The organism is Janthinobacterium sp. HH106, from assembly GCF_001758725.1.
Lineage (GTDB): Bacteria > Pseudomonadota > Gammaproteobacteria > Burkholderiales > Burkholderiaceae_D > Janthinobacterium.
Window position 1 is genome coordinate 1 of the sequence record NZ_LRIC01000001.1, and the last position, 23,709, is coordinate 23,709.

21 protein-coding genes and 2 tRNA genes are annotated in these 23,709 nt (G+C 65.6%); 5 read left to right on the forward strand and 18 right to left on the reverse strand.

Features of this window, described 5'->3' with window-relative positions; all coding sequences use genetic code 11:
- Nucleotides 1-164: 164 nt before the first annotated feature.
- The 12 genes from JAB8_RS00005 to JAB8_RS00060 form a co-directional block, all read right to left on the reverse strand.
- A complete protein-coding gene (locus tag JAB8_RS00005) occupies nt 165-1,751 on the reverse strand; it encodes a histidine-type phosphatase (RefSeq protein WP_070287695.1) in 1,587 nt (528 codons plus the stop codon).
- A 92-nt stretch (nt 1,752-1,843) separates the two neighbouring features.
- Nucleotides 1,844-3,451 carry a histidine-type phosphatase gene (locus tag JAB8_RS00010; protein WP_070287697.1) on the reverse strand — a complete coding sequence of 536 codons (1,608 nt, stop codon included), beginning with the start codon at nt 3,449-3,451 and terminating at the stop codon, nt 1,844-1,846.
- A gap of 75 nt (nt 3,452-3,526) precedes the next feature.
- The gene (locus JAB8_RS00015) at nt 3,527-4,927 is read right to left on the reverse strand and encodes an alkaline phosphatase family protein (protein WP_070287698.1); all 1,401 of its coding nucleotides are present in this window, start codon (nt 4,925-4,927) and stop codon (nt 3,527-3,529) included.
- A gap of 244 nt (nt 4,928-5,171) precedes the next feature.
- Nucleotides 5,172-6,191 carry a LacI family DNA-binding transcriptional regulator gene (locus JAB8_RS00020; RefSeq protein WP_070287699.1) on the reverse strand — a complete coding sequence of 340 codons (1,020 nt, stop codon included), beginning with the start codon at nt 6,189-6,191 and terminating at the stop codon, nt 5,172-5,174.
- 161 nt (nt 6,192-6,352) lie between these two features.
- A complete protein-coding gene (locus tag JAB8_RS00025) occupies nt 6,353-8,827 on the reverse strand; it encodes a TonB-dependent receptor (protein WP_070287701.1) in 2,475 nt (824 codons plus the stop codon).
- A gap of 73 nt (nt 8,828-8,900) precedes the next feature.
- On the reverse strand, nt 8,901-9,905 hold the full coding sequence (locus tag JAB8_RS00030; RefSeq protein ID WP_070287702.1) for a FecR domain-containing protein: 1,005 nt from the start codon (nt 9,903-9,905) through the stop codon (nt 8,901-8,903).
- A complete protein-coding gene (locus JAB8_RS00035; RefSeq protein WP_070287704.1) occupies nt 9,902-10,429 on the reverse strand; it encodes a sigma-70 family RNA polymerase sigma factor in 528 nt (175 codons plus the stop codon). Before JAB8_RS00035 ends, JAB8_RS00030 begins: the two co-directional genes overlap by 4 nt.
- 180 nt (nt 10,430-10,609) lie before the next feature.
- Nucleotides 10,610-10,686: transfer RNA gene (locus JAB8_RS00040), tRNA-Met, on the reverse strand.
- A gap of 59 nt (nt 10,687-10,745) precedes the next feature.
- Nucleotides 10,746-10,822: transfer RNA gene (locus tag JAB8_RS00045), tRNA-Met, on the reverse strand.
- A 90-nt stretch (nt 10,823-10,912) separates the two neighbouring features.
- Nucleotides 10,913-11,860: a tRNA (adenosine(37)-N6)-dimethylallyltransferase MiaA gene (gene miaA / locus JAB8_RS00050; protein WP_070287706.1), complete on the reverse strand. Its 948-nt coding sequence runs from the start codon at nt 11,858-11,860 to the stop codon at nt 10,913-10,915.
- Nucleotides 11,861-11,966: 106 nt separating this feature from the next.
- Nucleotides 11,967-13,877, reverse strand: a complete 1,911-nt coding sequence (gene mutL / locus JAB8_RS00055) for a DNA mismatch repair endonuclease MutL (protein ID WP_070287708.1) — start codon at nt 13,875-13,877, stop codon at nt 11,967-11,969.
- Nucleotides 13,878-14,020: 143 nt separating this feature from the next.
- Nucleotides 14,021-14,959, reverse strand: coding sequence for a peptidylprolyl isomerase (locus tag JAB8_RS00060; protein WP_070287711.1), 939 nt, complete (start codon nt 14,957-14,959; stop codon nt 14,021-14,023).
- Between the two features lie 248 nt (nt 14,960-15,207).
- Here JAB8_RS00060 and JAB8_RS00065 point away from each other — a divergent pair, with 248 nt between their 5' ends.
- On the forward strand, nt 15,208-15,858 hold the full coding sequence (locus JAB8_RS00065) for a VTT domain-containing protein (RefSeq protein ID WP_070223029.1): 651 nt from the start codon (nt 15,208-15,210) through the stop codon (nt 15,856-15,858).
- Between the two features lie 99 nt (nt 15,859-15,957).
- On the opposite strand, the gene JAB8_RS29775 is transcribed toward JAB8_RS00065, so the two are convergent.
- Complete coding sequence (locus tag JAB8_RS29775) at nt 15,958-16,149, reverse strand: hypothetical protein (RefSeq protein WP_254679411.1); 192 nt, start codon at nt 16,147-16,149, stop codon at nt 15,958-15,960.
- Between JAB8_RS29775 and JAB8_RS00070 the strand changes: the two genes are divergently transcribed.
- Nucleotides 16,148-17,047, forward strand: coding sequence for a carbonic anhydrase family protein (locus tag JAB8_RS00070; protein WP_343216092.1), 900 nt, complete (start codon nt 16,148-16,150; stop codon nt 17,045-17,047). The genes JAB8_RS29775 and JAB8_RS00070 overlap by 2 nt on opposite strands.
- Before the next feature lie 98 nt (nt 17,048-17,145).
- Here JAB8_RS00070 and JAB8_RS00075 read toward each other — a convergent pair whose 3' ends face one another.
- The 3 genes from JAB8_RS00075 to tsaE are packed head-to-tail and all read right to left on the reverse strand — an operon-like array spanning nt 17,146 to nt 19,846.
- Nucleotides 17,146-17,982, reverse strand: coding sequence for a D-hexose-6-phosphate mutarotase (locus JAB8_RS00075; protein WP_070287715.1), 837 nt, complete (start codon nt 17,980-17,982; stop codon nt 17,146-17,148).
- A 14-nt stretch (nt 17,983-17,996) separates the two neighbouring features.
- Nucleotides 17,997-19,394: an N-acetylmuramoyl-L-alanine amidase gene (locus tag JAB8_RS00080; protein WP_070287716.1), complete on the reverse strand. Its 1,398-nt coding sequence runs from the start codon at nt 19,392-19,394 to the stop codon at nt 17,997-17,999.
- Complete coding sequence (gene tsaE / locus JAB8_RS00085) at nt 19,358-19,846, reverse strand: tRNA (adenosine(37)-N6)-threonylcarbamoyltransferase complex ATPase subunit type 1 TsaE (protein WP_070287718.1); 489 nt, start codon at nt 19,844-19,846, stop codon at nt 19,358-19,360. Before tsaE ends, JAB8_RS00080 begins: the two co-directional genes overlap by 37 nt.
- Nucleotides 19,847-19,924: 78 nt before the next feature.
- On the opposite strand from tsaE, the gene queG reads away from it, so the two are divergent.
- Nucleotides 19,925-21,016, forward strand: a complete 1,092-nt coding sequence (gene queG / locus JAB8_RS00090) for a tRNA epoxyqueuosine(34) reductase QueG (protein WP_070223039.1) — start codon at nt 19,925-19,927, stop codon at nt 21,014-21,016.
- 7 nt (nt 21,017-21,023) lie between these two features.
- On the opposite strand, the gene JAB8_RS00095 is transcribed toward queG, so the two are convergent.
- Nucleotides 21,024-21,368 (reverse strand): DUF3052 family protein, encoded by a 345-nt coding sequence (locus tag JAB8_RS00095; protein WP_175444797.1) that lies wholly within the window; start codon nt 21,366-21,368, stop codon nt 21,024-21,026.
- A gap of 146 nt (nt 21,369-21,514) precedes the next feature.
- Here JAB8_RS00095 and JAB8_RS00100 point away from each other — a divergent pair, with 146 nt between their 5' ends.
- Both JAB8_RS00100 and JAB8_RS00105 read left to right on the forward strand, forming a co-directional pair.
- Nucleotides 21,515-22,162, forward strand: a complete 648-nt coding sequence (locus JAB8_RS00100; protein ID WP_070287721.1) for a PadR family transcriptional regulator — start codon at nt 21,515-21,517, stop codon at nt 22,160-22,162.
- A gap of 22 nt (nt 22,163-22,184) precedes the next feature.
- Entirely contained in the window at nt 22,185-23,012 is an 828-nt protein-coding gene (locus tag JAB8_RS00105; RefSeq protein WP_070287723.1) for a siderophore-interacting protein, read from the forward strand.
- Between the two features lie 95 nt (nt 23,013-23,107).
- On the opposite strand, the gene JAB8_RS00110 is transcribed toward JAB8_RS00105, so the two are convergent.
- A complete protein-coding gene (locus JAB8_RS00110; RefSeq protein WP_070287725.1) occupies nt 23,108-23,692 on the reverse strand; it encodes a response regulator in 585 nt (194 codons plus the stop codon).
- Nucleotides 23,693-23,709: the final 17 nt, after the last annotated feature.

Below are 23,709 nucleotides of genomic sequence, written 5' to 3' on the forward strand. Positions count from 1 at the left end.
GCAGCCTGTTCGGCGACCACCATGCGCACGGCCCGGAATCGGTGCGTTTCTATACCAAGCAGAAAGCGGTGACGCAGCGCTGGCCGGCCTCGACGGCGGCCGGGGCCGAGTTTGCCATGCCGACCTTGAAGTAAGGCGCGCTGGCGGCGCGCAGTATCAGCGCGTCAGCGCGCCGCCACGTGTCCGTAGCAGGTTTTCAGTTTCGCATAGTCGTAAAAGACGCTGTCCGGCGCAATGCGGGCGCCGTCGCAAGCGGCCTGGAAGTCCGTTTCCTTTTCGTTGTACAGCAGGCGCACGATGAGCTGTCCTGCGTCGTTGCGGTACACATCCCACTGCATATTGGCCGCCAGCGGCGAGACGTTCTGGCCGCGCCATGGATTGTTTTCATAACTGTAGCTGAGCGATGCCGGCAAGGGGGCCAGCGCCTGCTTCAAGCCCATGGCCGAAGCGAGCGGAATGATCATCTCGGCGTGCGTGAAGCGCAGCTTGGCCGCGTGGCGCACATCTCCCCTGGCCAGCGCATCGACCTCATTGAAAAAATCGTCGCGCAAGGCCAGCGCAAAGCGCCAGGTCACGCCGCTGCTTTCCGTGGTGGCGGGGCCCTTCTGGTAAAAATCCTCGTGGTCGGCGACATAGGCGTAGTAGCGCGCGTCCTCGGCAGGCATGTAGCGGCTGAAATCGGCCGGCACTTCATGCCGCATGCCGGCGGCGATCGCATACAGCTCGTACAATTTCGTCGCGGCGGCATTCAGGCTGCGGATGACGGTCTTGCCGCTGCCCGTCATGGTGCGCGTGAACTTGCCGTCGGCGCTGGTGAAGGTAGAGCTGCCCGTGTCCGCATAGCTGGCGCGGCCGCCTTCAAACTGGTCGAGGAAGGCGGAAGAAAACAGCCGTTCGAGCACGTGGCGCGCATGCGCTGTCGCCGCGGGCAGCCTGGCCGGGGCGCCCATCAGCGCATCCAGCTGCTTGGTTCGTTCATAGTACTGGTAGGCCTGGCTGGCGGCATAGGTGGCGTAATACGGGTTGGCCGGATCGGTGACGCGGTCCGTCTGCGGCGCCAGCTTGTGCGCGTACAAAAGGAAGCGGTTGACGCCATCGGGCTGCAATATCGGCTGTACCGTGGGCTTGCGTCCCTGCGGATACGGCGCCGGCGCGGGCGGCAGGTACAGCAAGGGCGTCAGCGCGGGAGCGTGAGCGAGCAGCGACTGCGTGAAAAAGCGTGCGCTGTCGCGCGCGCGGTCCACGCCGGAATGGATGGTGACGATCTGGCGCGGCGCCGTCGCGGCGTCCTGGCCCACCTGCGCGAACAGGGTGGGCAGGCGCGCCAGCATGCGCACGGCCAGCTGCCGGTGTTCGTCGATGCCCGTCTGCGACAGGTTGCCGTAGCCGGGCCGCTCGATGCCCGCCACGCCATAGCCGAGCAAGGCATTGGCCTTCATCAGGGCCAGGATGTCGGGACCGAGTTCGCGTCCCAGGGGCGTGAGCGCATCCTGCGCGGCGGCCTGCTGCCACATCGCATACAGGGCCGCGTCGTTCTTCATGCTGGTGAGCCCGCGCGAACCGTGGCGCGCCACCAGTTGCGTGAAGATGGGCTGGAAGCCGGCCGGCGGCGCGGCATAGGTGGCCGGGTCCTGCTGCTGCGCATATGGCGTCTTGGTCTGGTAATCGCCTTCGACGGCCAGCGTGGGACCGGCGGACATGGCGAGGGCCAGGGCCAGCGGGATGCTGGCCAGGGGAAGCGATGGAGGCATGGGAGTCCGTGACGTGATTATCTAGGCGCAAGCCTAGCATCAAACGTCAAACAGGCGGGCACGGCTGGAGCCGGCCCGCCCACGCTTCCCGCTTACTGCGCCACGTGGCCGTAGCAGGTCTTCAGCTTCGCATACACATAGAAATGGCTGCCGGCAGCGAAGCGCGCGCCATCGCAGGCGGCCTGGAAGTCGGTTTCCTTTTCGTTGTACAGCAGCTTGACCAGCACATTGCCGCTGGCGTCGCGGTACACGTCCCACTGCATGTTGGCCGCCATCGGCGCCACGTACAGGCCGCGCCAGCTGCTGTTGTCATAGCTGTAGGTCTGCGCCGCCGGCAGCGCGCCGACGACGGTCTTCAGGCCCATGGCCGTGGCCAGCGGGATGATGGCTTCCGCATGCGTGAAGCGCAGCTTGGCGCCGTGCGACAGATCGCCGCGCGCAATGGCGTCCACTTCCGTGAAGAAGTCTTCGCGCAGCGCGCGCACGTAGTTCCAGGTGACGCCGGCGCTTTCCGTGGTGCCGGGACCCTTGTTGTAGAAATCCTGATAGTCCTGCACGAAGGCCTGGTACTTGGCCGCGTCCGACGGCATGTACTGCACGAAGTCGGCTTTGACCTCATTCGTCATGCCGGCCATGATGGCGTACAGGTTGTACAGCACCGATGCGGCGTCGGCCAGTCCCTTGATGGTGGTGCCGCCGTCGCCCGTGACGGTGTTGGTGAATTTGCCGTCGTCGCTGGTGAAGCTGTAGGTGCCCGTGTTGGCGAAGCGGTAGGTGCCGTTGTCGATCTTGTCGACGAAGGCTTTGGTGAACAGCCGCTCCAGCACTTCGCGCCCCAGGGTGCGCGCCGTGGCATCCGTGTCGATGGCCGAGTACTTGGCCAGGAAAGCCGGGCTTTCCAGGTAGGCCTGGTAAGCCTGGCTGTCCTGGTAGGTCTGGTAGTAGCCGTCGAGGGCATCGCTGACCAGGTCCGTCTTGGGCACCAGCTTGTGCGCATACAGCAGGAAGCGGTTGGTGCCAGCTGGCTGCGCCACGGGCTTGCCGGCCGGGTAGCCGGTGGGCGCGGGCGGCAGGGTGATCAGCGGCGCGACGTTTGGTGCCGTGGCGGCCAGCGACTGCGCAAAATACGCGGCGCTGTCCTTTGCACGGTCCACGCCGGAACTGACGGTGACGATCTGGCGCGGCGCGCTGGTGGCGTTCGCGCCCAGTTGCGTGAACAGGGCGGGCAGGCGCGCCAGCATGCGCACGGCCAGCTGCTTGTGCTCATTGATGCCCGTCTGCGACAGGTTGCCGTAGCCGGGCGCCGTGATGCCGTCCACGCCGTAGCCGAGCAGCGCGTTGGCCTTCATCAGTTTCAGGATGTCGGCGCCCAGCTTTTGCCCCAGCGGCGTGAGCGCATCGTCGGCGGCGGCCCTTTGCCAGACGTTGTAGAAGGCGGCGTCGTACTTCATGCTCGACAGGCCGCGCGAGCCGTGGCGCGCCACCAGTTCGGTGAACACGGGCGCGTAGCCGGCCGGCGCCGCTTCATACGTGGCCGCATCCTGCTGCGGCGTGTACGGCGTCTTGGTCTGGTAATAGGTGGCTGGCGGCGTGACAGGGGGCGTGACCGGTGGCGTCACCGGCGGCGTTGTCTCGCCGCCGCCACAGGCGGCCAGGGAGAGCATCAGGAGGGACAGGGGAAGATGGCGTGCGTGCAGCATGGCGTTTCCTTCAGGTGTGGTTAGCCCGGGTGCGCCGCGCAGGACGGCGCACCCGGGGCAGGCAGGAGGGGAGAGTTACAGCTTGAGGGCCTTGGCCAGGCTGTTGGCGCGCGCATCGCGCTCGCTCAATGGCGCCAGGCCATGGCGCTCCTCGATGAACTTCAGGATCGACACGGTTTCATATTCGGTATGGTCGATATGGCCGCCTTCGCTGAAGGGCGAGATGACGAGGGCGGGGATGCGCGTGGCCGGGCCGAAGCGGTCGCCTTTGGGCGGCGCCACGTGGTCCCAGAAACCGCCGTTTTCATCGGTGGTGACGATGATGACGGTATCCTTCCATTGCGGACCTTCCATGATGGCGTTGATGATGGCCACGCCCTCGTCGTCGCCGGCCGCCACGCTCGATTTGTCCATCCCCGGATGCATGTTCTTCTTGCCCATGGGCTTGTAGAACGAGACGGGCGGCAGCTTGCCCGCCTGGACGTCTGCGATCATGTCGGAGCGGTCCTTCAGGTGCGTGGCGCGCTGCTGAGGGCTGTCGATGAAGCGCTTGAAGTAGGTGAACGGCTGGTGATGATACGAGAAATCGTCGGCCTTCTTGCCCGACTTGGTCGAGGCGACGGCGATGTCGTAGCCGTCCGCATAATAGACCCAGGATATGCCCTTGTCCGTCAGGCGGTCGCCGATGGTGGGCATGGTTTGCGGCGGCAGGAAGGTCTGCTTCTTGGTCGGATCGAACAGCAGCGGGCCCTGCATGGTGTTGACGGCGTAGCCGTCCTGCGTCACTTCCGCTTCCTCGCCCTTCTTGTGGCCCGTGCCGCGCTCATCCTGGGCGACGATGGACTTGGGCGCGTTCGGGAACACGGGCGTGCAGGCGCAGGTCAGCCACATGTGGTTGAGGAAGGAACCGCCGTAGGCGGACTGGAAGAAGCGGTCGGCCAGGGTGTAGCGCTGCGCCAGGGCCCACAGTTTGAGCTTGCTGCCGTCGAAATAGCCCATGGGCAGGGCGCCCGTGTTGCCCTCGACGACGAAGCGGTCGTTCTTGCCGTCGTTGATCTGGCGCTTGTGGGTCCAGAATGCGTGCACGGGACTGGCCGTCTTGTCGCCCAGCGATACGCTCGGCTCCATGCGGAAGGGCGCGTTGGCGATGTCGCCCTTGAAGCGCTGGTCCAGGCCGCCCTTGTCGAGCGCCACGGCGGGCAGCATCGCATACGGCTTGCCATCGGGGCCGGTCTGCGTGGTGGTGTCGGGCGAGCGGCCATTGGCGATGCCGTCGGCGCCGGGGAAGGTGCCGAACAGGTGGTCGAAGCTGCGGTTTTCCATGTACACGACGACGATCTGGCCGATCTTCGCCAGTTTCGGATCGGCGGCGGTTGTGGCAGCGGTATTGTGCTGCATGCCGGCGGGGGTGGTGCAGGCCGCCAGGCCGATGGCCCCGGCGCCGAACAGGGCGATTCTTAGAACGTGGTTCAACATAACAGTCTCCTTGATGGCGCCTCCGTGGACGGGGCGCTTTTTTTAGTGGTGTGGCCAGAACAGGCTTTTTGAAGAAATTGCACACGTGTGCAGCACGCGTGTGCAAACAGTAACCCGGATTTTTTTCGATGTCAACAAGTACAGGCGGGGGATGAAAAAGTGTGGAAAACGGGGAACGGCGGGCGGTGCGGGGCGGTGGCGGGCGGCAGACGACGGCGTTGCGCCATCTGCCGTGTCGAAGCGCTTAGCGCGTCGTGCCGCGCCGCACCAGGGTGACGGGGACTTCCTTCAGGCGGCCCGGCATGGCGAATTTTTCCATGCGCTCGACCAGGCTCTTGACGGCGCGGCGCGCCAGTTCGCCCGCATCCTGGCGGATGGTGGTCAGCTGGTAGGCGTCGAGCGACGCCATGGGAATGTCGTCGAAGCCGATCACCTGCAATTGCGCGGGCACGTCGATGCCGTACTTGCTGCGCGCCGCGTCGATGAAGCCGCAGGCGATCAGGTCGGTGGCGCAAAAGACGCCGTCTGGCAGCTTGCCCGAGGCGAGCAGGGCGTCGGCCGCTTCCTGGCCCGCCTGGTAGCCGATGGCGTCGGCCAGGTATTCGCCGGCCGTGCAGCGCTTTTTCGCCACGGCCGGCGCCAGATGGTCGAGGAAGGCCTTGCCGCGTGCGATGCCGCTGAAACTGCTGGCGCGCGTATTGACGAAGGCCAGCCGTTTGGCGCCGCTGTCGAGCAGGGTGCTGGCCGCCAGTTCGCCGCCATGGCGGTTGTCGCTGTTGACCACGTCCACGCCTTTCAGGTCGCGCGCGCGGTTGATCATGGCCACCGGTACTTGCCGCTGCAGGTATTCCGTCGCCACGGCGGACGGCGGCGAGCCGGACGTCATGATGACGCCGGAAATCTTGTAGCTGAGGAGGATGCGCAGCAATTCGCTGAGGCGTTCTGGATCTTCCGCATTCATCAGCAGCGGCACCAGCGCATGTTCGCTCAGGCTGCGCGTGACTTCGCCCAGCAGGGCCACGCGGAACGGGTCCGTGAAGCCTGTGATGACGACGCCCACCAGATTGCTCTGGCCCTGGTTCATGCTGCGCGCCAGGATGTTGACCTGGTAGCCCAGCGACTGCGCCGCTTCCATCACGCGGGCCCGCGTTTCGGGCGCCACGCTGGCGCCGGGCGTGAACGTGCGCGAGACGGCGGAGCGCGAGACGCCGGCCCGTTTGGCGACGTCCACCGAAGTGACCCAGGACTTGTCTTTTTGTTCCATTGACGGTGTAGATGATTGAGAGGCCGATGCACGATGCGGTGCGGCGCAACGCCGCGCCATCATCTTAGCCGAAAATCCCGGCCGCGGCGCGAACTGAATGCCAGTTCCAATACCAGTCACGCAACGCGGCCATTGCGCCGACGCTCAGCCTCTCGATCGTCTTACCACTGCGGCGTGTATTTCAGGGTGAACTGCACGTTGCGCGGGTCGCCATAATAGTTGTTCGACCCGGTGGTGTTGTAGGCCGGGATGATGTAGCGCTTGTCGAACAGATTGTTGACGTTGACCGACAGGGCCACTTGCGGCGTGGCTTGCCAGCCCAGGCGTGCATTCCAGATCGAGAAACCGGCAACCTTGAACGTGCGCTCGGTATCGACCGTATGGCTTTGCAGGTTGGTGCCGGCGCCCACGCTGAACTTGTCCCACGCGCCGGGCAGGGTATAGCTGGACCAAAGGCGCAGCATGTGTTTCGGCGTCCACGTGGAAAAGACTTGGCCCTTGTTGTCCGGATCATCGAGGTAGGTCGTCGTCGTGTAGGCATAGCCGGCCGACAGCTGCAGGCCGCGCGCCACTTCGCCCGACACTTCCGCTTCCAGGCCCTGGCTGCGCACCTTGCCCGAGGCGCGCGAGCAGTACCAGCCGTCGCAGGCGAAACCGGCAGCGTAGTCGGTGACGGCGCGGTCCTTGTGGTCATAGCGGAACACGGCCAGCGCGGTGTTCACCTTGCCGTCCAGCAGTTCACCCTTGATGCCGCCCTCGTAGCTGCTGCCCGTGATCGGCTTGAGGGTCCGGCCTGCCACATCGTGGTTCGTCTGCGGCTGGAACACGTCCGCATAGCTGGCATAGGCCGACCATTGCGGCGTCAAAGCATAGATCAGCCCTACCGATGGCGTGAACCTGGCCGTGGCGCGGGTGGCGTCGCGGTAGCCGTCCGGCGTGGCATACAGGAAGTCGTACCAGCTGAAGCGCCCGCCCAGCAGGGCTTTCAGCTTGCCCGTCAGCTGGCCGTTCCAAGTGGCGTACAGGCCTTTCTGGCGCATGTCGTAGGTGCTGTAGCTGCTCACGCCGCGCGCGGCGATGGTGTCGAAGTCCTGCCACGGGCGATGGTGCTTGATGTTGAAGATATCCGCGCCCGTTTCCCACGCACGCGCATAGCGGTCGTTCGACGTCATGCTGACATAGCTGGCGCCGGCGACGACTTCCTGCGCGATGCCCAGGCCATCGAATTTGCCGCGCACGAAGGCGTCGATGCCGCGCTTGCGGTTGTCGAAATCGGTGGAAAAGTCGCCATAGCGCGCGCCGCTGCCGTCGGGTTTGATGGCGAAGGCCGTGCGCTGGTGCGTGGAGCTGGTGCTTTCATTCATGCCCAGTGCCGAGGCCTTCAGGCTCCATTGCGTATTGAAGTGGTGTTCCAGGTCCAGGTAGACGGTGCTCTGTTCCACCAGGCTGCGGTTCCAGTCGGCGCCCGTGAAGGTGGAGCGCGGCAGCGGCAGTGCGCTGCCGTCGACGTAGCGGGGCAGGCCGATGAACGTGGGGCGGCCGTGGGCCTTGACGTGGCTGGCGGCCAGGCCCACGGTGGTGGCGGGCGCCAGGTCGTAGTCGAGCGCTGCATACAGAGTGCGGTTCTTGCTCCATACCTGGTCGATGAAGGAGTGGCTGTCGTCCTCGTCGACGATGGCGCGTCCGCGCAGGCTGCCTTCCGCGTTCAGGGGCGTGCTGATATCGATTTGGGCGCCATAGTGGTCCCAGGACCCGGCGCGGCCCGTCAGCGTGATCGCGCGTGTGGCCAGAGGGCGCTTGCGCACGAGGTTGACGGAACCGCCGGGGCTGCCCGTGCCGACCAGCATGCTGGAGGCGCCGCGCAGCACTTCCAGGCGGTCGTAGATGACCATGTTTTCCTGGCCCCAGTTACCCAGCGCATAGGTGTTGCGGTCGATCGGCACGCCGTCGTACTGCCACTGGTCGATCTGGAAGCCGCGCGCCGTGATGACCACGCCCGGGCCCACGCCATGCACGCCGACCACGCCGGTGACGTTGTTGACGGCTTCGCGCAAGTCCGTGATGCCCTGGTCGTCCAGGCGCTGGCGCGTCAGCACGCTCACCGATTGGGGAATCTCCTTCATCGCCTGTTCACCCTTACCGATGCTGATCTTGCGCGCCGTGTAGGAACCGCTGCCTTCCGTGGTGGCGCCTTGCTCGGCCTGGCCGACGATGGTAATCGAGGGCATGGTGCGCTCGGCCGCCGAGGCGGCACTGGCCGCCGCCGTGGGGGCGGACGCCGGCGCGGCCACCAGCACGTAGCCGGTGGACGTCTTGCCGATGGCATAGCCGCTGCCGCGCAGCAGCATGGCGAAGCCGTCGTCGATGGCGTAGCTGCCTTGCAGGCCGGCCGTCTGCAGCCCCTGTACCTTGGCCGCGTCGATGACGATGGACACGCCCGCCTGCTGTGCATAGCGGTTCAGGGCGCCGGCCAGCGGGCCGGCGGGAATGGCGTAGCTGGCGACCGCCGGCACGGCCTGGGCGGTTGCCTGGGCATGCAGGGCGGCGCCAGCGACCAGCATGGCCGCCAGGGCCAGCGGGCGCAGACGCGTGCGCAGGGTGTTCGGGGAGGAAGCGGCAACGACTTGAACGTACATGGTGACAGCCTTTTTTGAATGATCTCAGCTGCCTTGACGCGCGAGATGCGCCAACACGAACCTGCGTGGCAAATTATTTTTTTGCGGTGCCAGTGCTTGGCGCGTCGACCATCACCAGGTAGCGTGTCAGCATGCGGATGCGCAGTTGCGGGAAATTGTCGATCAACAGCTGCAGCGCCTTGTCCGTGTCGTCCAGCGGCAGCACGGCCGCCACGCGGATGCCGGCGATCTGCGCGCGGTCGTAATGCAGCTGGCCGGGACGGTGGCGCGCCAGCTCGTCGAGCACCTCGGCCAATGGCTGGTCGTCGACCACCAGCTGGTGCGCGTGCCACGCTTGCTGCACGCTGACCGCATCGATGGTTGTTAGCGGTCCGACGCCGTCGTCCGTGATGCGCGTGCGCTGACCCGCCCGCACCACGATGGCCGGATGTTGCGGCACTTGCGCCAGCACTTTTGACTCCAGCATGTTCAGGATGGTGGCGCCGTCTTCCCGGCGCACGCTAAAGCGCGTGCCCAGCGCGCGGATCGCCGCCTGCCTGCTGTCGACGATGAAGGGGCGCTGCGCATCCTTGGCGACGTCGACGAGGATGTCGCCACGCACCAGTTCCACGTGCCGCTCGCCCGCAGTAAAGCGCACGTTGACGGCGCTGTCGCCGGCCAGGGTGATCCGGCTGCCGTCGGCCAGGATGTGCGACTGCCATTGCCCTGTGGGGCTGCGCAGGTCGGCCAGCAGGTAGGCGGGGCGCTCGCTGGCGACCATGGCCGTGCCCAGCACCAGCACGGCAACGGCACTCGCGGCGGCCAGCTGGCGCAGGCGCTGGCGGGGACGATCGGGGGCGATGGCGGCCAGGGCGGCCCGGGCGGGGCGATGGTCGCCGCCGGCCGGCTCGCGCACGGCGTGCAACTGGCGCAGCAGGTTTTCCATGCCGGCCGCTGCGTTCGCGTGCAGCGGGTCGGCCGCCTTCCATGCGGCGAAGCCGGAGCGTGCCTGTTCGCGCTCGGCCGGGTCGTCGGCGCTCAGGCGCACGATCCACTGCGCGGCCTGTTCGGCTGCCGCGTCGGTGCGCGCGCCCTTCATGCCGCCATGGCCGGGCAGGCGTGGCGGCAGGCCAGCAAGGCTTGCACCAGGTATTTTTGCACCATGCGCGTGGAGACGTTCAGCTGCGCGGCGACGGCGGCCTGCGGCTGCTCTTCCAGGTAGTGCAGCAAGAAGGCGTCGCGCGCCTTGGCGGACAAGCCGGCCAGCGCCGTGGCGATCTGCCCGAGCGCCTGCACTGCCATCAGGATCTCGTCCGGCGACGGCGCGCCGGGCAGGCTGTCGGCCAGCAGGGCCAGTTCCGCCAGGTAGCTACGTTCAAGTACCTGCCGGCGCGCGCGGTCGAGCAGCAAGCGCTTCGCCGTGGTGGACAGATAGGCGCGCGGCTCGCGCATGCCGAACAGGGCGTCGCGCGAAGCGATGATGCGCACGAACGTGTCTTGTGCCACATCGGCCGCGCCATGCGGACAGCTGAGCTTTTTGCGCAGCCAGCCCACCAGCCAGCCATGATGCTCGCTGTAGAGCGACTGCACTTGCTGTTGCAGGCTGGACTGAATGGCGGACATGGGGTATGAATAATATAAATGAGAATTATTCTCATTGTAAGCGCCGGCGGCGTCTCGCCACAATCCCCGATTGCATGCGGAGGGGGCGGGTGTTGCGCGCAGGCCGCATGCGCGGCGGCCGGAAATGAAAAAACCCGCCGCTGCACGGGGCAGGGCGGGTTCATCAATGCTGCAAATTCTTGGTGGTGATAGGTGGACTTGAACCACCGACCCCAGCATTATGAATGCTGTGCTCTAACCAACTGAGCTATATCACCAAACAGACCGGTCAGACCGGATGCTGGTTGTGACCAGGTGAAACCTGATCGATGTTCTTTGGTGGTGATAGGTGGACTTGAACCACCGACCCCAGCATTATGAATGCTGTGCTCTAACCAACTGAGCTATATCACCCAACAGCCGAGCATTATCCAGTCTTCCGATTTCCTTGTCAATGCTGGAGCAAAAAAATGTGCGGGTTTTTCGTGGTGGATTGTTGTATGGCTATTTCAGCAACGCTTGAATCTGCGCCAGCATGGCCGCGGCCGGGTCACGTCCCAGGCAATCGATGACGATGCGTTCCGGCATCGAGCGCAGCCAGGTCAGCTGCCGTTTGGCCAGCTGGCGCGTGGCGATGATGCCCGTCTCGCGCAAGGCGGCGCGGTCGATGCGGCCGTCGAGGTATTCCCAGGCCTGGCGGTAGCCCACGCAGCGCATCGACGGCAGGCCCGGGTGCAGGTCGCCACGGCGGCGCAGCTGTTCCACTTCGTCGAGCAGGGCGTCGTTTTTCAGCATCAGGTCGAAGCGCGTGGCGATGCGCGCGTGCAGCACGGCGCGGTCGGACGGCTCCAGCGCGAACGATTGCAGCCGGAACGGCAGCACGGTCTTTTCGCGGCGGTCCAGCAGGGCCGACATGGGCTGACCGGACAGGGCGATGATTTCCAGCGCGCGGCCGATGCGCTGCGCGTCCTGCGGCGCCAGGCGCGCGGCCGTGACGGGGTCCTGCTCGGCCAGGCGCGCATGCATGGCGGGCCAGCCGATGGCGGCCGCGTCTTCTTCCAGCCGGGCGCGCAGCACCGGATCGGCGCCGGGCAAGTCGTCGAGGCCATCGGCCAGGCCCTTGAAGTACAGCATGGTGCCGCCGACGAGCAGCGGCAGCTTGCCGCGCGCGGAGATGTCCGCCACCAGACGCAGGGTATCGTTGCGGAACTGGGCCACGGAATACGCATCGAGCGGGTCGATGATGTCGATCAGATGATGCGGTACCTGGGCCAGTTCATCTTGCGACGGCTTGGCCGTGCCGATATCCATGCCCCGGTAGACGAGGGCGGAATCGACGGAAATGATCTCGGACGGGATCGCTTGCGCGATGGCCAGCGCACTGGCCGTCTTGCCGCTGGCCGTGGGGCCCATGATGGCGACGGCCAGGGGGAGGTGTGGGGTGTTTTGCATGTTGACTCGTGTAAGGTGATGCGTAGGTCGGCTTAGCGCAAGCGTAAGCCGACGTGATGACGCCGCTGCAGTGTCGGATTACGCTTGCGCTAATCCGACCTACCGTTTATTGGCCGCGCAGGAACAGCTTGTCTAGCGCGTTGATCTCGACCTGCACCCAGGTGGGTCGGCCATGGTTGCACTGGTCGGCGCGTTCCGTGCTCTCCATCTGGCGCAGCAGGGCGTTCATCTCTTGCACCGACAAGATCCGGTTGGCGCGCACGGCCGTGTGGCAGGCCAGGGTGCCCAGCAATTCGTTCTGGCGCTCGATCAGCACGCGCGAGCCGCCGTATTCGCGCACGTCGCGCAGCACGTCGCGCGCCAGGGTTTGCGCGTCGGCGTTCTTGAGCAGGGTCGGCACGGAGCGCACGGCCAGGGTGGTGGGCGACAGGGCGGCGATATCGAAGCCCAGCGCTTTTAACGTCTCCTGGTTTTCATTCGCCGTCGACACTTCGATGGCGTCCGCGTAGAACGTCACGGGGATCAGCAAGGATTGCACCTGCATGTCCTGGCCGGAGACCTGCGCCTGCAGCGCGTTTTTCAGCTGTTCGTACAGGATGCGCTCGTGCGCCGCGTGCATGTCGACCAGCACCAGGCCCTTGGTGTTTTGCGCCAGGATGTAGATGCCGTGCAGCTGGGCCAGGGCAAAGCCCAGCGGATATTCTTCGCGCGCCATCGCTTCGGGCGAGGCGATGTAGGGCTCCACCTGCGTGATCGGCGAGTTGGCGGCACCTGCGCCGCCGCCGAACAGGGCGCCGTAGGCCGCCGTGTCCTGGGCCACGCCTGGCGCCTCGGCGAAGAAGGGGCGGGCCGCGCCGGGCGGGGCGGGCGCGAAGGTATTCGTAAATTGCGCGCCGAACGAGGTCTGCGTCTGCTCGCGGCGCCAGATACCGGGGCCGCCGTTAGCGGAACCGGCGTCGCCGCCCAGGGTGGAGGCGGCCGGCAGCGGTGCCGGCACGCTGCCGAAGGCCGTGGCCGATGTCTGCGCCAGCGCGCGCTGCACCGCGTGGAAGACGAACTGGTGCACGGAGCGGCTGTCGCGGAAGCGTACTTCGATCTTCGACGGGTGCACGTTGACGTCGACCAGGGCCGGATCGAGGTCGAGCGCCAGCACGTACGACGGGAAGCGGTCGCCATGCAGCACGTCTTGATACGCCATGCGCACGGCGTGCACGAGCAGCTTGTCGCGCACGAAGCGCCCGTTGACGTAAAAGAACTGGCCGTCGGCGCGCGCCTTCGACGCCGTCGGCAAGCCGGCAAAGCCGTGAATGCGCAGGCTGCCAGCCGACTCGTCCAGCGCCAGGCGCGCTTCGGCGAAGTCGTTGCCCAGGATGTGGGCGCTGCGCTTGGCCAGTTCGCTGATATTCCACTGGTCGATGGTGCGGCCGTTGTGCGACAGCGAGAACGACACGTCGGGCCGCGCCAGCGCGATGCGGCGCACGACTTCGGCGCAGTGGCCGTACTCCGTCTGCTCGGATTTGAGGAATTTGCGCCGCGCGGGCGTGTTGAAATACAGGTCCTGCACGTCGACCGTGGTGCCGTGCGCGCCCGACGACGGCGACACGCTGCCGTTGTGCGAGCCGACGATTTCCCACGCATGGGCCGCATCCATCGTGCGCGAGGTCACGGTGACGGCGGCCACCGAGGCGATCGAGGCCAGTGCCTCGCCCCGGAAGCCCAGGGTGCCCACGTTTTCCAGGTCGTGCAGCGATGCGATCTTCGAGGTGGCGTGGCGCGCCAGGGCCAGCGGCAGCTGGTCTTTGTCGATGCCGCGCCCGTTGTCGGTGATCGCGATGCGTTTCACGCCCCCTTCTTCCAGCCGCACCGTGATCTGCGTGGCGCCCGAGTCGAGCGCGTTTTCCAGCAGCTCCTTGACCACGGCCGACGGCCGCTCGACCACCTCGCCGGCGGCGATTTGCGAAATCAACTGGTCAGGCAGGGCCTGGATCGGGCGGTGGGGCGTGATGGGAGCGTTCATGCCTTAATTATACCGGGGTCAGACCCGCAACGCCGCCTACGCAAAGCGTAGCGCCAACGTACTTGGGGTCAGACCCTCAACACCGTTAACACAAAATTTTGCGCTAACGTACCCGGGGGTCTGACCCCAGCCTTGATCCATATTTACTTCGCCACCTCCCGCACCGGTATCGGCGCATTGCACAGGTCAACGTGGCCGGCCGTGACCTTGCTCCACGGGCCGCCGCGATGGCGCTGGGCTTCCAGCACGGCCTGGTAGGCGGCGCTGTCGGTGCGCATCACTTCCAGGTGGCTGCGCTGCTCGGGTGGCACGCTGGCGGCCAGGCGGATGGACTTGATCGGCACGTTTTTCTCGGGGCTGTCGTAAAAGCCCATGGGGGCCGTGCCGCGTGGCAGGGTGGACAGCAATGGCATGCCGGAGACGACCCGGCCGACGACCGTGATGTCGCGGTCCAGGTGGCGCGGCGACTGGCCGATGACGGCGTACAGCTCGGTGCCGCCGCCGCTGTCGCTGGCGCTGTCGCGGCCCACGCCCACGGTGGCATAGCAATGCGTGAGCCAGGCCGTGCCGGTTTTCGGGTCGCGCGCGGATGGGAAGCCGTTCGAATGGCCGACCTGCGGCGCATAGCCGTCAACGTCCGGCAGGCGCGTGAAGCTCTTGATGTTTTTCAATGGCACGGTGAATTCGCCGGGCAGGGTGCGCTGGGCGTGCTGGATGGGCTTGGGATTTTTCTCGTTCGGATCGCCCCACTGCGCCACCCAGTTGTCCTGCGCGCGCGTGATGGCCAGGCCGTCGTAATACTGTTCGGCCACCAGGGCCTTGATGTTGGCCACGTGCTTCGGTGCGAAGTCGGGCGCCAGTTCGATCACCACGCGGCCGGCGGGAATGTCCAGGTACAGGGTGTTGTCCGGGTCCAGCGCACGCCAGTCGGACGGTTTCGAGGCCTTGATCACGTCGGCCAAGGTTGCCTTGGCGGGCAGTTCGGCGGGCGCCTTGATCTGGACAGGGGCCGCGTGGGCCGTCAGATGTGCAAGGCCCAGTACGGTGGCCATGGTCAGGCCGCTCAATGGGTGTCGATACATGTTTTCTCCTGGTGGGCGCGGGTTGCGCCGTGGAGAAAGTGTATACCGGAATGGCAATATTTCGTTGTAAAAACATTGCAGATGGTAATCCTGACAGTTGCCTGCCGATATGGCGTTTCCTTAACCTTTACTTAAAATGCCACATCGCCAAGGGCGCTGCCGAATTAATCACGAAATATCGGCCCGGGGACTGCCGTTGCGCTGGCCGGGTGGTGTATGATTCCGCCGCTACCTTTAGGGAAAAATATATGGATTTTGTGCAATTCCTCGACATGATCGTGCATGTCGACAAGACGCTGGGCCTCTTGATCGAGCAGTACGGTACTCTCGTGTATGCGGTGCTGTTTGCCATTATTTTTTGCGAGACAGGCCTCGTGGTGCTGTTTTTCTTCCCTGGGGATACCTTATTGTTTATCGCCGGCGCGTTTTGCGCGACGGGACAGATGCACCTGGGCTTGCTGATCGCCTTGCTGGTGACGGCCGCCGTCACGGGCAACACGCTCAATTACTGGATAGGCGAGGCCATCGGGCAAAGGGTGTTTACCCACGATTACCGCTGGATCAACAAGGATGCCATGCGCCGCACGCATGAATTTTTTGAAAAGCACGGCGGCAAGACCATCATCCTGGCCCGTTTCGTGCCGGTGGTGCGCACCTTCGCCCCGTTCGTGGCCGGCATTTCCGACATGACGCATGCGCGCTTCCAGATGTACAACGTGACGGGCGCCCTGTTGTGGGTGGTCGGTCTGGTGACGGCGGGCTACTTCTTCGGCAATATTCCGTGGATCCGCGACCACCTGACCTTGATCGTGCTGATCGGTGTCGGCGCCGCGGTCGTGCCGGTGGTACTGGGCGGCTTGTGGAAACTCTACAAGCGCATGGTCGGCAAGTCGGCCTAAGGCCGCATGGATCCGGGGCAAGCGAGCTGCGGCACAGCCCGCAGCCGGCCCCGGATCCCGTTTTTCTCCGCGTTGTTTCTGTATTACGCCTGCGCTGATTCAAGTTTTGTTGCTTTCCAGCCGTAAACCAGAAGGTATTCTCACTTTCTGGATTTCCATGCGACATTTGAGCGCCCTGTTAGCTTGCAGCCTTGCCGCGATGGCGGCCATGGCAAGCGCCAAAGATGCCCCCGCTTCGGCGAGCGTGGCCGCCTCCGCGCCGATGTCGGCGTCGGCGCGCGCGGCCGCCATGAAAACCCTGACCGAATCGGTGAAGGGCAAGGAGGCCAAGGCGCCTGTCGTCGTCGCGCCCACGGCGCGCGAGAAGGAAGAAGCGGCCGAAGTCGACCTGTCCGAACGCATCGCGGCGCGCCTGGCGGAAATGCGCGCCACCCAGGCGGCCCGCGCCGCCGCCCGCGCCAAGCGCGCCGCCGTGGTGAAGGCCGCGCCGCCGCCACCGCCGCCCGTGGCGCGCGGCACGCACTGGTCGTACGAGGGGGAGAGTGGTCCGGCCAACTGGAGCAAGATCAATGTCGACTGGGCCAAGTGCGGCAATGGCAACCGCCAGTCGCCGATCGATATCCGCGATGGCATGAAGGTGGAACTCGAGCAGATCAGCTTTGACTACCATCCGTCGTCGTTCAATGTGGTCGACAACGGCCACACGGTGCAGGTGGGCGTGAGCGGCGGCAATTACATCACGGTGCAGAACCGCATGTTCGAGCTGCAGCAATTCCATTTCCACCGTCCGTCCGAAGAGCGCATCAATGGCAAGGCATTCGAAATGGTGGTGCACCTGGTGCATCGCGATGCGGAAGGCCGGCTGGCGGTGCTGGCGCTGCTGCTGGAGCGGGGCGCGCCGCAAGCGACCATCCAGACCGTGTGGAACAACCTGCCGCTGGAAAAATTCGACACCATGCAGCCGACCATCCTGCTCGATCCCGCCGAGATGCTGCCTGCGCGGCGCGACTACTACACGTATATGGGATCGCTGACTTCGCCGCCGTGCAGCGAGGGCGTGCTGTGGCTGGTGATGAAGCAGCCGGTGCAGGCTTCGCCGGCGCAGATGGCGCTGTTCAGCCGTTTGTATCCGCTCAATGCGCGCCCGGTGCAAGCCGGTAATGGACGCATCATCAAGGAATCAAACTAAGAGCGCCTGAAAAAAGCCCATGGCGTTGTTGCCATGCCTCGTCGTACATGCGTACTGCCTTCGGCAAGGCGCCTAGCCCTGGACTTTTTCAGTCACTCTTACATAAATTCGAGGCGCTGGCGGCCGCTCCATGCGGCGCCGGCAGCCAGCGTATCGGGCTGGATCAGGGCAGGCTCGATGCAGATGAAGCGCTGGTACTCGTCGTCGCCCAGGTCGGGCAGGGCGGCCGCGTCCTGCGCGCCGGGGTTCCACACGACGGCATCCGTGAAGCCCTGCTGCTCCAGGCGCAAGGTGTGGCCGCCGGACTGCAGGGTCAGGGCGCCCGGCAACTGGTAATAGATGCGGTCCAGCTTGTCCGAAAATTGCAACTCCTCTTCCGCCTGCAAGGCATCTTGCGGCGTCTCATCCGAATAGCGCACGCGCTGCAGGCCGCCAACGCGGGCCTCGCTCAATCGATCGATCGCAAAATAGCTGTGCAGGGCGGCCGAGAACGGAAACGCCTGTTCGCCCGTGTTGTGCACGGACAGGTACAGTTCCAGCGATTGGCCTTGCACCGCCACGCGCAGGCGCAGGGTGAAGGCCCATGGCCAGCTGGCGGCGATCGCCTCCGGCAGGTCCGTGTGCTGCAGGATGAATTGCGCCCATGCGGCCCCATCGGTCTCGCCCGTCGATTCCAGCTGCCAGGTCGCCACGCGCGCAAAGCCGTGGCGCATGCCCGTGCCGCGCGCGCCGAACTGGGGGAAGATCAAGGGCACGCCGCCCCGGATGGCGCGGCTGCCGTCGAGGGCGGAATCGCGGCTGCAGAACAGGCGCTCCTGGCCATCGCTGGTTTGCCACGAGACCAGGTGGCCGCCGTACAGGGTGACGGTCGCCTGCGCGCCATCGGCGGCGCGGATGGTCACGGCCGGCAACTGGCCAAAGGTGCTGTCGCTCATGCTAGGCTTTCATGTCAGGTCAAACGGCTTTTCGCCAGCGGCGGATTCTTGGCAAAGTAATTCTTGATGCCCGTGACGATGGCGTCGGCCATCTGGTCCTGGTAGCCGTTGTCGGTCAGCTTGGCTTCTTCCTCCGGATTCGAGATGAAGGCCGTCTCGATCAGGATGGACGGGATGTCCGGCGCTTTCAGCACGGCGAAGCCGGCCTGCTCGACGGAACCCTTGTGCAGGCGGTTGATGCCGCCGATTTCGCGCAGCACGGCCTTGCCCAGCTTCATGCTGTCATTGATCTGCGCCGTCGTCGACAGGTCGAGCAGCACGCTGGCCAGCTGCTTGTCGTGGTTCTTCACGTTCACGCCGCCGATCAGGTCGGCCTGGTTTTCCTTGTTGGCCAGCCAGCGCGCGGCCGTCGAGGTGGCGCCCTTTTCGGACAGCACGAAGACAGACGAGCCGCGCGCCGTCGGCTGGATGAAGGCGTCGGCGTGGATCGAGACGAACAGGTCGGCCTGCACCTTGCGCGCCTTTTCCACGCGCATGCCCAGCGGGACGAAGAAGTCGGCGTCGCGCGTGAGCATGACGCGCATGTTCGGCTGCAATTCCAGCTTGGTCTTGAGGCGCTTGGCGATGGCCAGCACCACGTCTTTTTCGCGGCTGCCCCGGCTGCCCATGGCGCCCGGGTCTTCGCCGCCGTGGCCGGGATCGAGCGCGATGGTAATCATGCGCACCACTTTCTGGCCCGGCAGGGGGCGCGCTTCGGGGCGCTGTTCCGGACGCAGTTCGGGCACGGGCGGCACGGTGGGCGCCGGCGGCGTCACGGCGGCCACGGGCGGCTTGCCGCTCTCGGGCAGCGGCAGCGCGGGCGGCGGCGTATGCGTGTCGGACATCAGGGGCTTGGCCGGGTCGCTCGACCAGTCGCCCTTTTCGATCATTTGCGCGATCAGGTCCGGCTCGCGCACGGGATACAGGTCGAAGATCAGACGGTGGTTGTAGGAGCCGGCCGGCGGCAGGGTAAACAGCTGCGGCGTGACTTCTTCCTTCAGGTCGAACACGAGGCGCACCACGTTGGGCCGGTTCTGGCCCACGCGCACCTGCTTGATGTACGGGTCGTTCGACTGGATCTTCGCCACCAGGCCCTTCAAGGTGGGATTGAGTTCCAGCCCTTCGATGTCGACCACCAGCCGTTCCGGATCCTTGACGATGAAGTGGGTCGCCTTGAGGATGCTGTCGTTTTCCAGGGTGACGCGCGTGTAGTCCTCGGCCGGCCAGACGCGCACGGCGAGAATTTGCGCCGCCATCGCCGACATGGGCGCGAACACGGACAACAGCAGGGTGCCGCCGGCCTTGAGCACCGTGCGCCGGGTGATGGGCGAGGAGATCAAAGGTTCGGGGCGAATTTGAGACGGTGAAGGCATGACAGACCCAATTCAGAAGACGCTTGCAATTCTACATCACGTCCTGTACCCGCAACGTTCAAATAAATATTCAGGTCGGCCGGCGGCAGCACCGGTTCGGCTTTCTCCGGCCATTCGACGATGCAGATATTGCGCCCGTCGAAGTCTTCGCGGAAGCCCGCGTCGAGGAATTCCTCGGCGCTGCCCATGCGGTACAGGTCGAAGTGGATGACGTTGATGCTCTGGCCGTCGAGCTGCACCGTGTACGGTTCGGACAAGGTGTAGGTGGGGCTTTTGACGTGGCCCGCGTGGCCGGCCGCGTGCAGCAGGGCGCGCGTGAGGGCCGTCTTGCCGGCGCCCAGGTCGCCGTGCAGGTAGATCGCCAGGCCCGGCGCCAGCGCGCGCGCCAGCGCGGCGCCCAGCGCGGCGGTGCCGGCTTCGTCGTGGAGGTGGGCTGTGAAGTGTTCGGTCATGATCTTCCGTATCGCATAAAATGGAGGCTGCTGTCATTGTAACCGCCCGCGCGCCTGCCGTTTTCCGTAAAGTCCCCTATGTCCGCCACCACCACCGATCTCGCCGTCCTGGCGCGCACCATCAAGGAATGGGGGCGCGAGCTGGGTTTTGCCGAGGTGCGCATCGCCGACGTGGACCTGTCGCACATGGAAGCACCGTTGCAGGCCTGGCTCGATGCAGGGTATCACGGCGAAATGGATTACATGGCCAGCCACGGCATGAAGCGCGCGCGCCCGGCCGAACTGGTGCCGGGCACGGTGCGTGCCATCAGCGCGCGCATGAACTACCTGCCGCCGGCGCTGGGCCCCGACTGGCGCGCACACGAGGCGGCGCGCGACGCCGACCCCGCGGCGGCCGTGATCTCCGTGTATGCGCGGGGCCGCGACTATCACAAGGTGATGCGCTCGCGCTTGCAGCAGCTGGCCGACCGCATCAAGGGCGAGATCGGCGACTTCGGCTACCGCGTCTTCAGCGATTCGGCGCCCGTGATGGAAGTCGAGCTGGCGCAAAAGGGCGGCCTGGGCTGGCGCGGCAAGCACACCTTGCTGATCAACCGCCAGGGCGGTTCCTTCTTTTTCCTCGGCGAGATCCTCATCGACGTGCCGCTGCCCGTCGACCCGCCCGAGACGCCGCGCTGCGGCCAGTGCTCGGCGTGCATCACGGTGTGCCCGACGCAAGCCATCCTGGGGCCGTACCAGCTTGACGCGCGCCGCTGTATCTCCTACCTGACGATTGAGCTGAAGGGCGCGATTCCCGTCGAGATGCGTCCCCTGATCGGCAACAAGGTGTACGGCTGCGACGATTGCCAGACCGTCTGCCCGTGGAACAAGTTCGCCCAGCGCGCCGTCGTGCCCGACTTCGACGAGCGCCACAGCCTGGGCAGCGCCGGCATGGTGGAACTGTTCGCCTGGACGGAAGAGGAATTCAACCGCCGCATGGAAGGCAGCGCGATCCGCCGCATCGGCCACGAACGCTGGCTGCGCAACCTGGCCGTCGGCATGGGCAACGCGGCCGCCAAGGCCCGGGGCCAGGCCGACATCGTCGCGGCCCTGCTGTCGCGCCGCGCGCATCCGTCGGCCATCGTGCGCGAACACGTCGAATGGGCACTGGCCTTGCACGGCATCGCTTGAGCTGCGTTTAAGTCTGCTTCAGGCGCAGCGCCGACCACTCGCTGTCGATGGCGATCATCGCCACGCTGTCGAGACCTGTTGCCTGCGCATACAGGCGAATATCGTCGCGGTGGATATCGCTGCCCGCCTTGATGCCACCCTTGCGGTACGCCACCCAGACCGCGCCGCCCGGCGCCAGGCGCGCCTGCGCCGCCGGCAGGAACTGCTCCAGTTCCGCGCGGCTGCGCGCGAACAGCAGTAGCCAGTCGGCGTTCTCTCCTTCGCTCACCCGCCGTTCGGCCGGCAACTGCGCCAGCAGGGCGGCATGCTCGCCGCCGTCATTGAGCACGGCCAGGGCTCTGGCATTTTTCACAACCATTTTTTCAGTAACGGTTTTGTCGGGCATGGCATTTACGCGTGGAGGGAGAAAAGACGAGCATAACAAATTTCTCCTTGACTTATCGATATATCGTTATAAAATAGCGATACCTACTAACGATATATCTTTAAAGAGAAAACATGAGAAACTCACACCACGCAGAACACAGCCATTGCGGCCAACATCACCATCACCATCAAGGCGGGCATCGCCACGAAGACCGTCACGAATACTTCATGCACGGCCGCGGCCCGCGCGGCTTCGACGAGCGCGGCGACGGCATGGGCCATGGCGGCCCCGGTGGCCGGGGCGGGCGCGGCGAACGGGCCGAGCGCGTCTTCGGCCGCGGCGATCTGCCGCTGATCGTGCTGGCGCTGATCGAAATCAGCCCCCGTCACGGCTACGAAATCATCAAGGCCATCGAAGAGCGTTGCGGCGGCGCGTATGCCCCCAGCCCGGGCGCCGTGTATCCGACATTGACCTTGCTGGAAGAGCAGGATCATGTGACGTCCTCCGAAAGCGCCAGCGGCAAGAAGCTCTACACGATCACGGAGCTGGGGCGCGCCTATCTCGACGAGAACCGCGCCCAGGTGGACGGCATCCTGGCCCGCCTCGACATGTTTGCCCGCGTCCAGGCGCGCAACGCCTTGCCCGAGCGCGTGCGCCAGGCCATGCACACCCTCAAGCATGCGCTGTTGCTGAACAAGACCAACTGGAGCGAAGCGGAAGCCGAGCGCGTGTCCGCCGTGCTGGAACAGGCGGCGAACGCCATCGTCGACGGCCACTGAGCCCACTTTACAAGGACAAGCAATGACTACTGCCTCACCTGCAACACCACGTCCGCATGCCATCGAGCGCGTGCGGCATGACTTGAAACTGCGCGTGCTCACCGTCGTGCGCACCGAACAGCTGACGCCGCACATGCGCCGCATCACGCTGGCGGGCGACGACCTGGACGGCTTCGTCTCGCCCGCGCACGACGACCACGTGAAACTGTTCTTCCCCGCGCCGGGCCAGACGACGCCCGTGTTCCCCGTGCTGGGCAATGGCGCCAATCCCATCGAGTATGCGGAAGGGCCGCGCCCCATCGCCCGCAATTACACGCCGCGCCACTACGATGCCGAACGGCGCGAGCTGGAAATCGACTTCGTGCTGCATGGCGACGGGCCTGCATCGTTGTGGGCGGCGCAAGCGGCGCCCGGCCAGACCCTGGGCGTGGGCGGGCCGCGCGGCTCGATGCTGGTGCCGCTCGACTTCGACTGGTATGTGCTGGTGGGCGACCAGACGGCCTTGCCGGCCATCGCCCGCCGCCTGGAGCAGCTGCCGGCCACGGCGCGGGCCATCGCCGTGATCGAGATTGTCGAAGACGGCGAGCAGATCGCGCTCGAGTGCGCGGCGCAGCTGGACGTGCGCTGGGTGGCACGCAATGGCCGCCAGGGTCCGCTGCTGCTCGACGCCTTGCGCCAGATCGCGCTGCCGTCAGAGGGAGACGGCTACGTGTGGGTGGCGTGCGAGCACGCGCAGGTGCAGGGTTTGCGCGGGCATTTTATCGACGCCGGGGTGCCGAAGCAGCATCTGCATGTGGCCAGTTACTGGAAGCATGGGGCGGCGGAGCACCATGAGCATCACGATGCGTGATGGTGGTGATGGTGGTGTCGGGTTACGCGCTTTGCGCTAACCCGACCTACGCCGACCTACGTTGCAATATACGGCGTAATCCAACGTTACCGCCATTACTTCAACAACCCCGCCAGCTCCACCGCCGTCTTGACCTGCATCTTGTCGAAGATATGCGCGCGGTGGACTTCCACGGTGCGCATGCTGATGCCCAGCTTGTCGGCCACCACCTTGTTCATCTTGCCCGCCAAAATCAGGTCCAGCACTTCGCGTTCGCGCGTCGACAGGGTGGCCAGGCGCGCGTGCACGGCGGCCAGTTCGCCCGCCTGGCGCGAGTTGGCCAGGCCCTGCTGCACGCGGTCCATCAGGTCGTTGTCGTTGAACGGCTTTTCAAAGAAATCGAAGGCGCCCCGTTTCAGGCTGTCGACGGCCATCGGCACGTCGCCGTGGCCGGTGAGGAAAATCACGGGCAGGCGCGCCGTCAGGTCGCGCTTGACCAGCTGGTCGAACAGGGCGATGCCGTTCATGTCGGGCATGCGCACGTCGAGCAGCACGCAGTCGCCGGCGGCGTCGAAGCCGCCGTCCAGGCTATCGAGAAATTGCTGGGCGCTGGCGTAGCTGCGCGCCTCGATGCTGCGCGAGGCGGCCAGCCAGGAGAGGGAGTCGCGCACGACTTCTTCGTCGTCGATGATGTGTAGCATGGTGTCTCCGGCTTGTC

What these genes read in the sequence shown, in the direction of transcription:
- JAB8_RS00005 (WP_070287695.1), bottom strand. Translation starts at nt 1,751, where the DNA reads ATGCCTCCATCGCTTCCCCTGGCCAGCATCCCGCTGGCCCTGGCCCTC.
- JAB8_RS00010 (WP_070287697.1), bottom strand. Translation starts at nt 3,451, where the DNA reads ATGCTGCACGCACGCCATCTTCCCCTGTCCCTCCTGATGCTCTCCCTG.
- JAB8_RS00015 (WP_070287698.1), bottom strand. Translation starts at nt 4,927, where the DNA reads ATGTTGAACCACGTTCTAAGAATCGCCCTGTTCGGCGCCGGGGCCATC.
- JAB8_RS00020 (WP_070287699.1), bottom strand. Translation starts at nt 6,191, where the DNA reads ATGGAACAAAAAGACAAGTCCTGGGTCACTTCGGTGGACGTCGCCAAA.
- JAB8_RS00025 (WP_070287701.1), bottom strand. Translation starts at nt 8,827, where the DNA reads ATGTACGTTCAAGTCGTTGCCGCTTCCTCCCCGAACACCCTGCGCACG.
- JAB8_RS00030 (WP_070287702.1), bottom strand. Translation starts at nt 9,905, where the DNA reads ATGAAGGGCGCGCGCACCGACGCGGCAGCCGAACAGGCCGCGCAGTGG.
- JAB8_RS00035 (WP_070287704.1), bottom strand. Translation starts at nt 10,429, where the DNA reads ATGTCCGCCATTCAGTCCAGCCTGCAACAGCAAGTGCAGTCGCTCTAC.
- miaA (WP_070287706.1), bottom strand. Translation starts at nt 11,860, where the DNA reads ATGCAAAACACCCCACACCTCCCCCTGGCCGTCGCCATCATGGGCCCC.
- mutL (WP_070287708.1), bottom strand. Translation starts at nt 13,877, where the DNA reads ATGAACGCTCCCATCACGCCCCACCGCCCGATCCAGGCCCTGCCTGAC.
- JAB8_RS00060 (WP_070287711.1), bottom strand. Translation starts at nt 14,959, where the DNA reads ATGTATCGACACCCATTGAGCGGCCTGACCATGGCCACCGTACTGGGC.
- JAB8_RS00065 (WP_070223029.1), top strand. Translation starts at nt 15,208, where the DNA reads ATGGATTTTGTGCAATTCCTCGACATGATCGTGCATGTCGACAAGACG.
- JAB8_RS00070 (WP_343216092.1), top strand. Translation starts at nt 16,148, where the DNA reads ATGAAAACCCTGACCGAATCGGTGAAGGGCAAGGAGGCCAAGGCGCCT.
- JAB8_RS29775 (WP_254679411.1), bottom strand. Translation starts at nt 16,149, where the DNA reads ATGGCGGCCGCGCGCGCCGACGCCGACATCGGCGCGGAGGCGGCCACG.
- JAB8_RS00075 (WP_070287715.1), bottom strand. Translation starts at nt 17,982, where the DNA reads ATGAGCGACAGCACCTTTGGCCAGTTGCCGGCCGTGACCATCCGCGCC.
- JAB8_RS00080 (WP_070287716.1), bottom strand. Translation starts at nt 19,394, where the DNA reads ATGCCTTCACCGTCTCAAATTCGCCCCGAACCTTTGATCTCCTCGCCC.
- tsaE (WP_070287718.1), bottom strand. Translation starts at nt 19,846, where the DNA reads ATGACCGAACACTTCACAGCCCACCTCCACGACGAAGCCGGCACCGCC.
- queG (WP_070223039.1), top strand. Translation starts at nt 19,925, where the DNA reads ATGTCCGCCACCACCACCGATCTCGCCGTCCTGGCGCGCACCATCAAG.
- JAB8_RS00100 (WP_070287721.1), top strand. Translation starts at nt 21,515, where the DNA reads ATGAGAAACTCACACCACGCAGAACACAGCCATTGCGGCCAACATCAC.
- JAB8_RS00105 (WP_070287723.1), top strand. Translation starts at nt 22,185, where the DNA reads ATGACTACTGCCTCACCTGCAACACCACGTCCGCATGCCATCGAGCGC.
- JAB8_RS00110 (WP_070287725.1), bottom strand. Translation starts at nt 23,692, where the DNA reads ATGCTACACATCATCGACGACGAAGAAGTCGTGCGCGACTCCCTCTCC.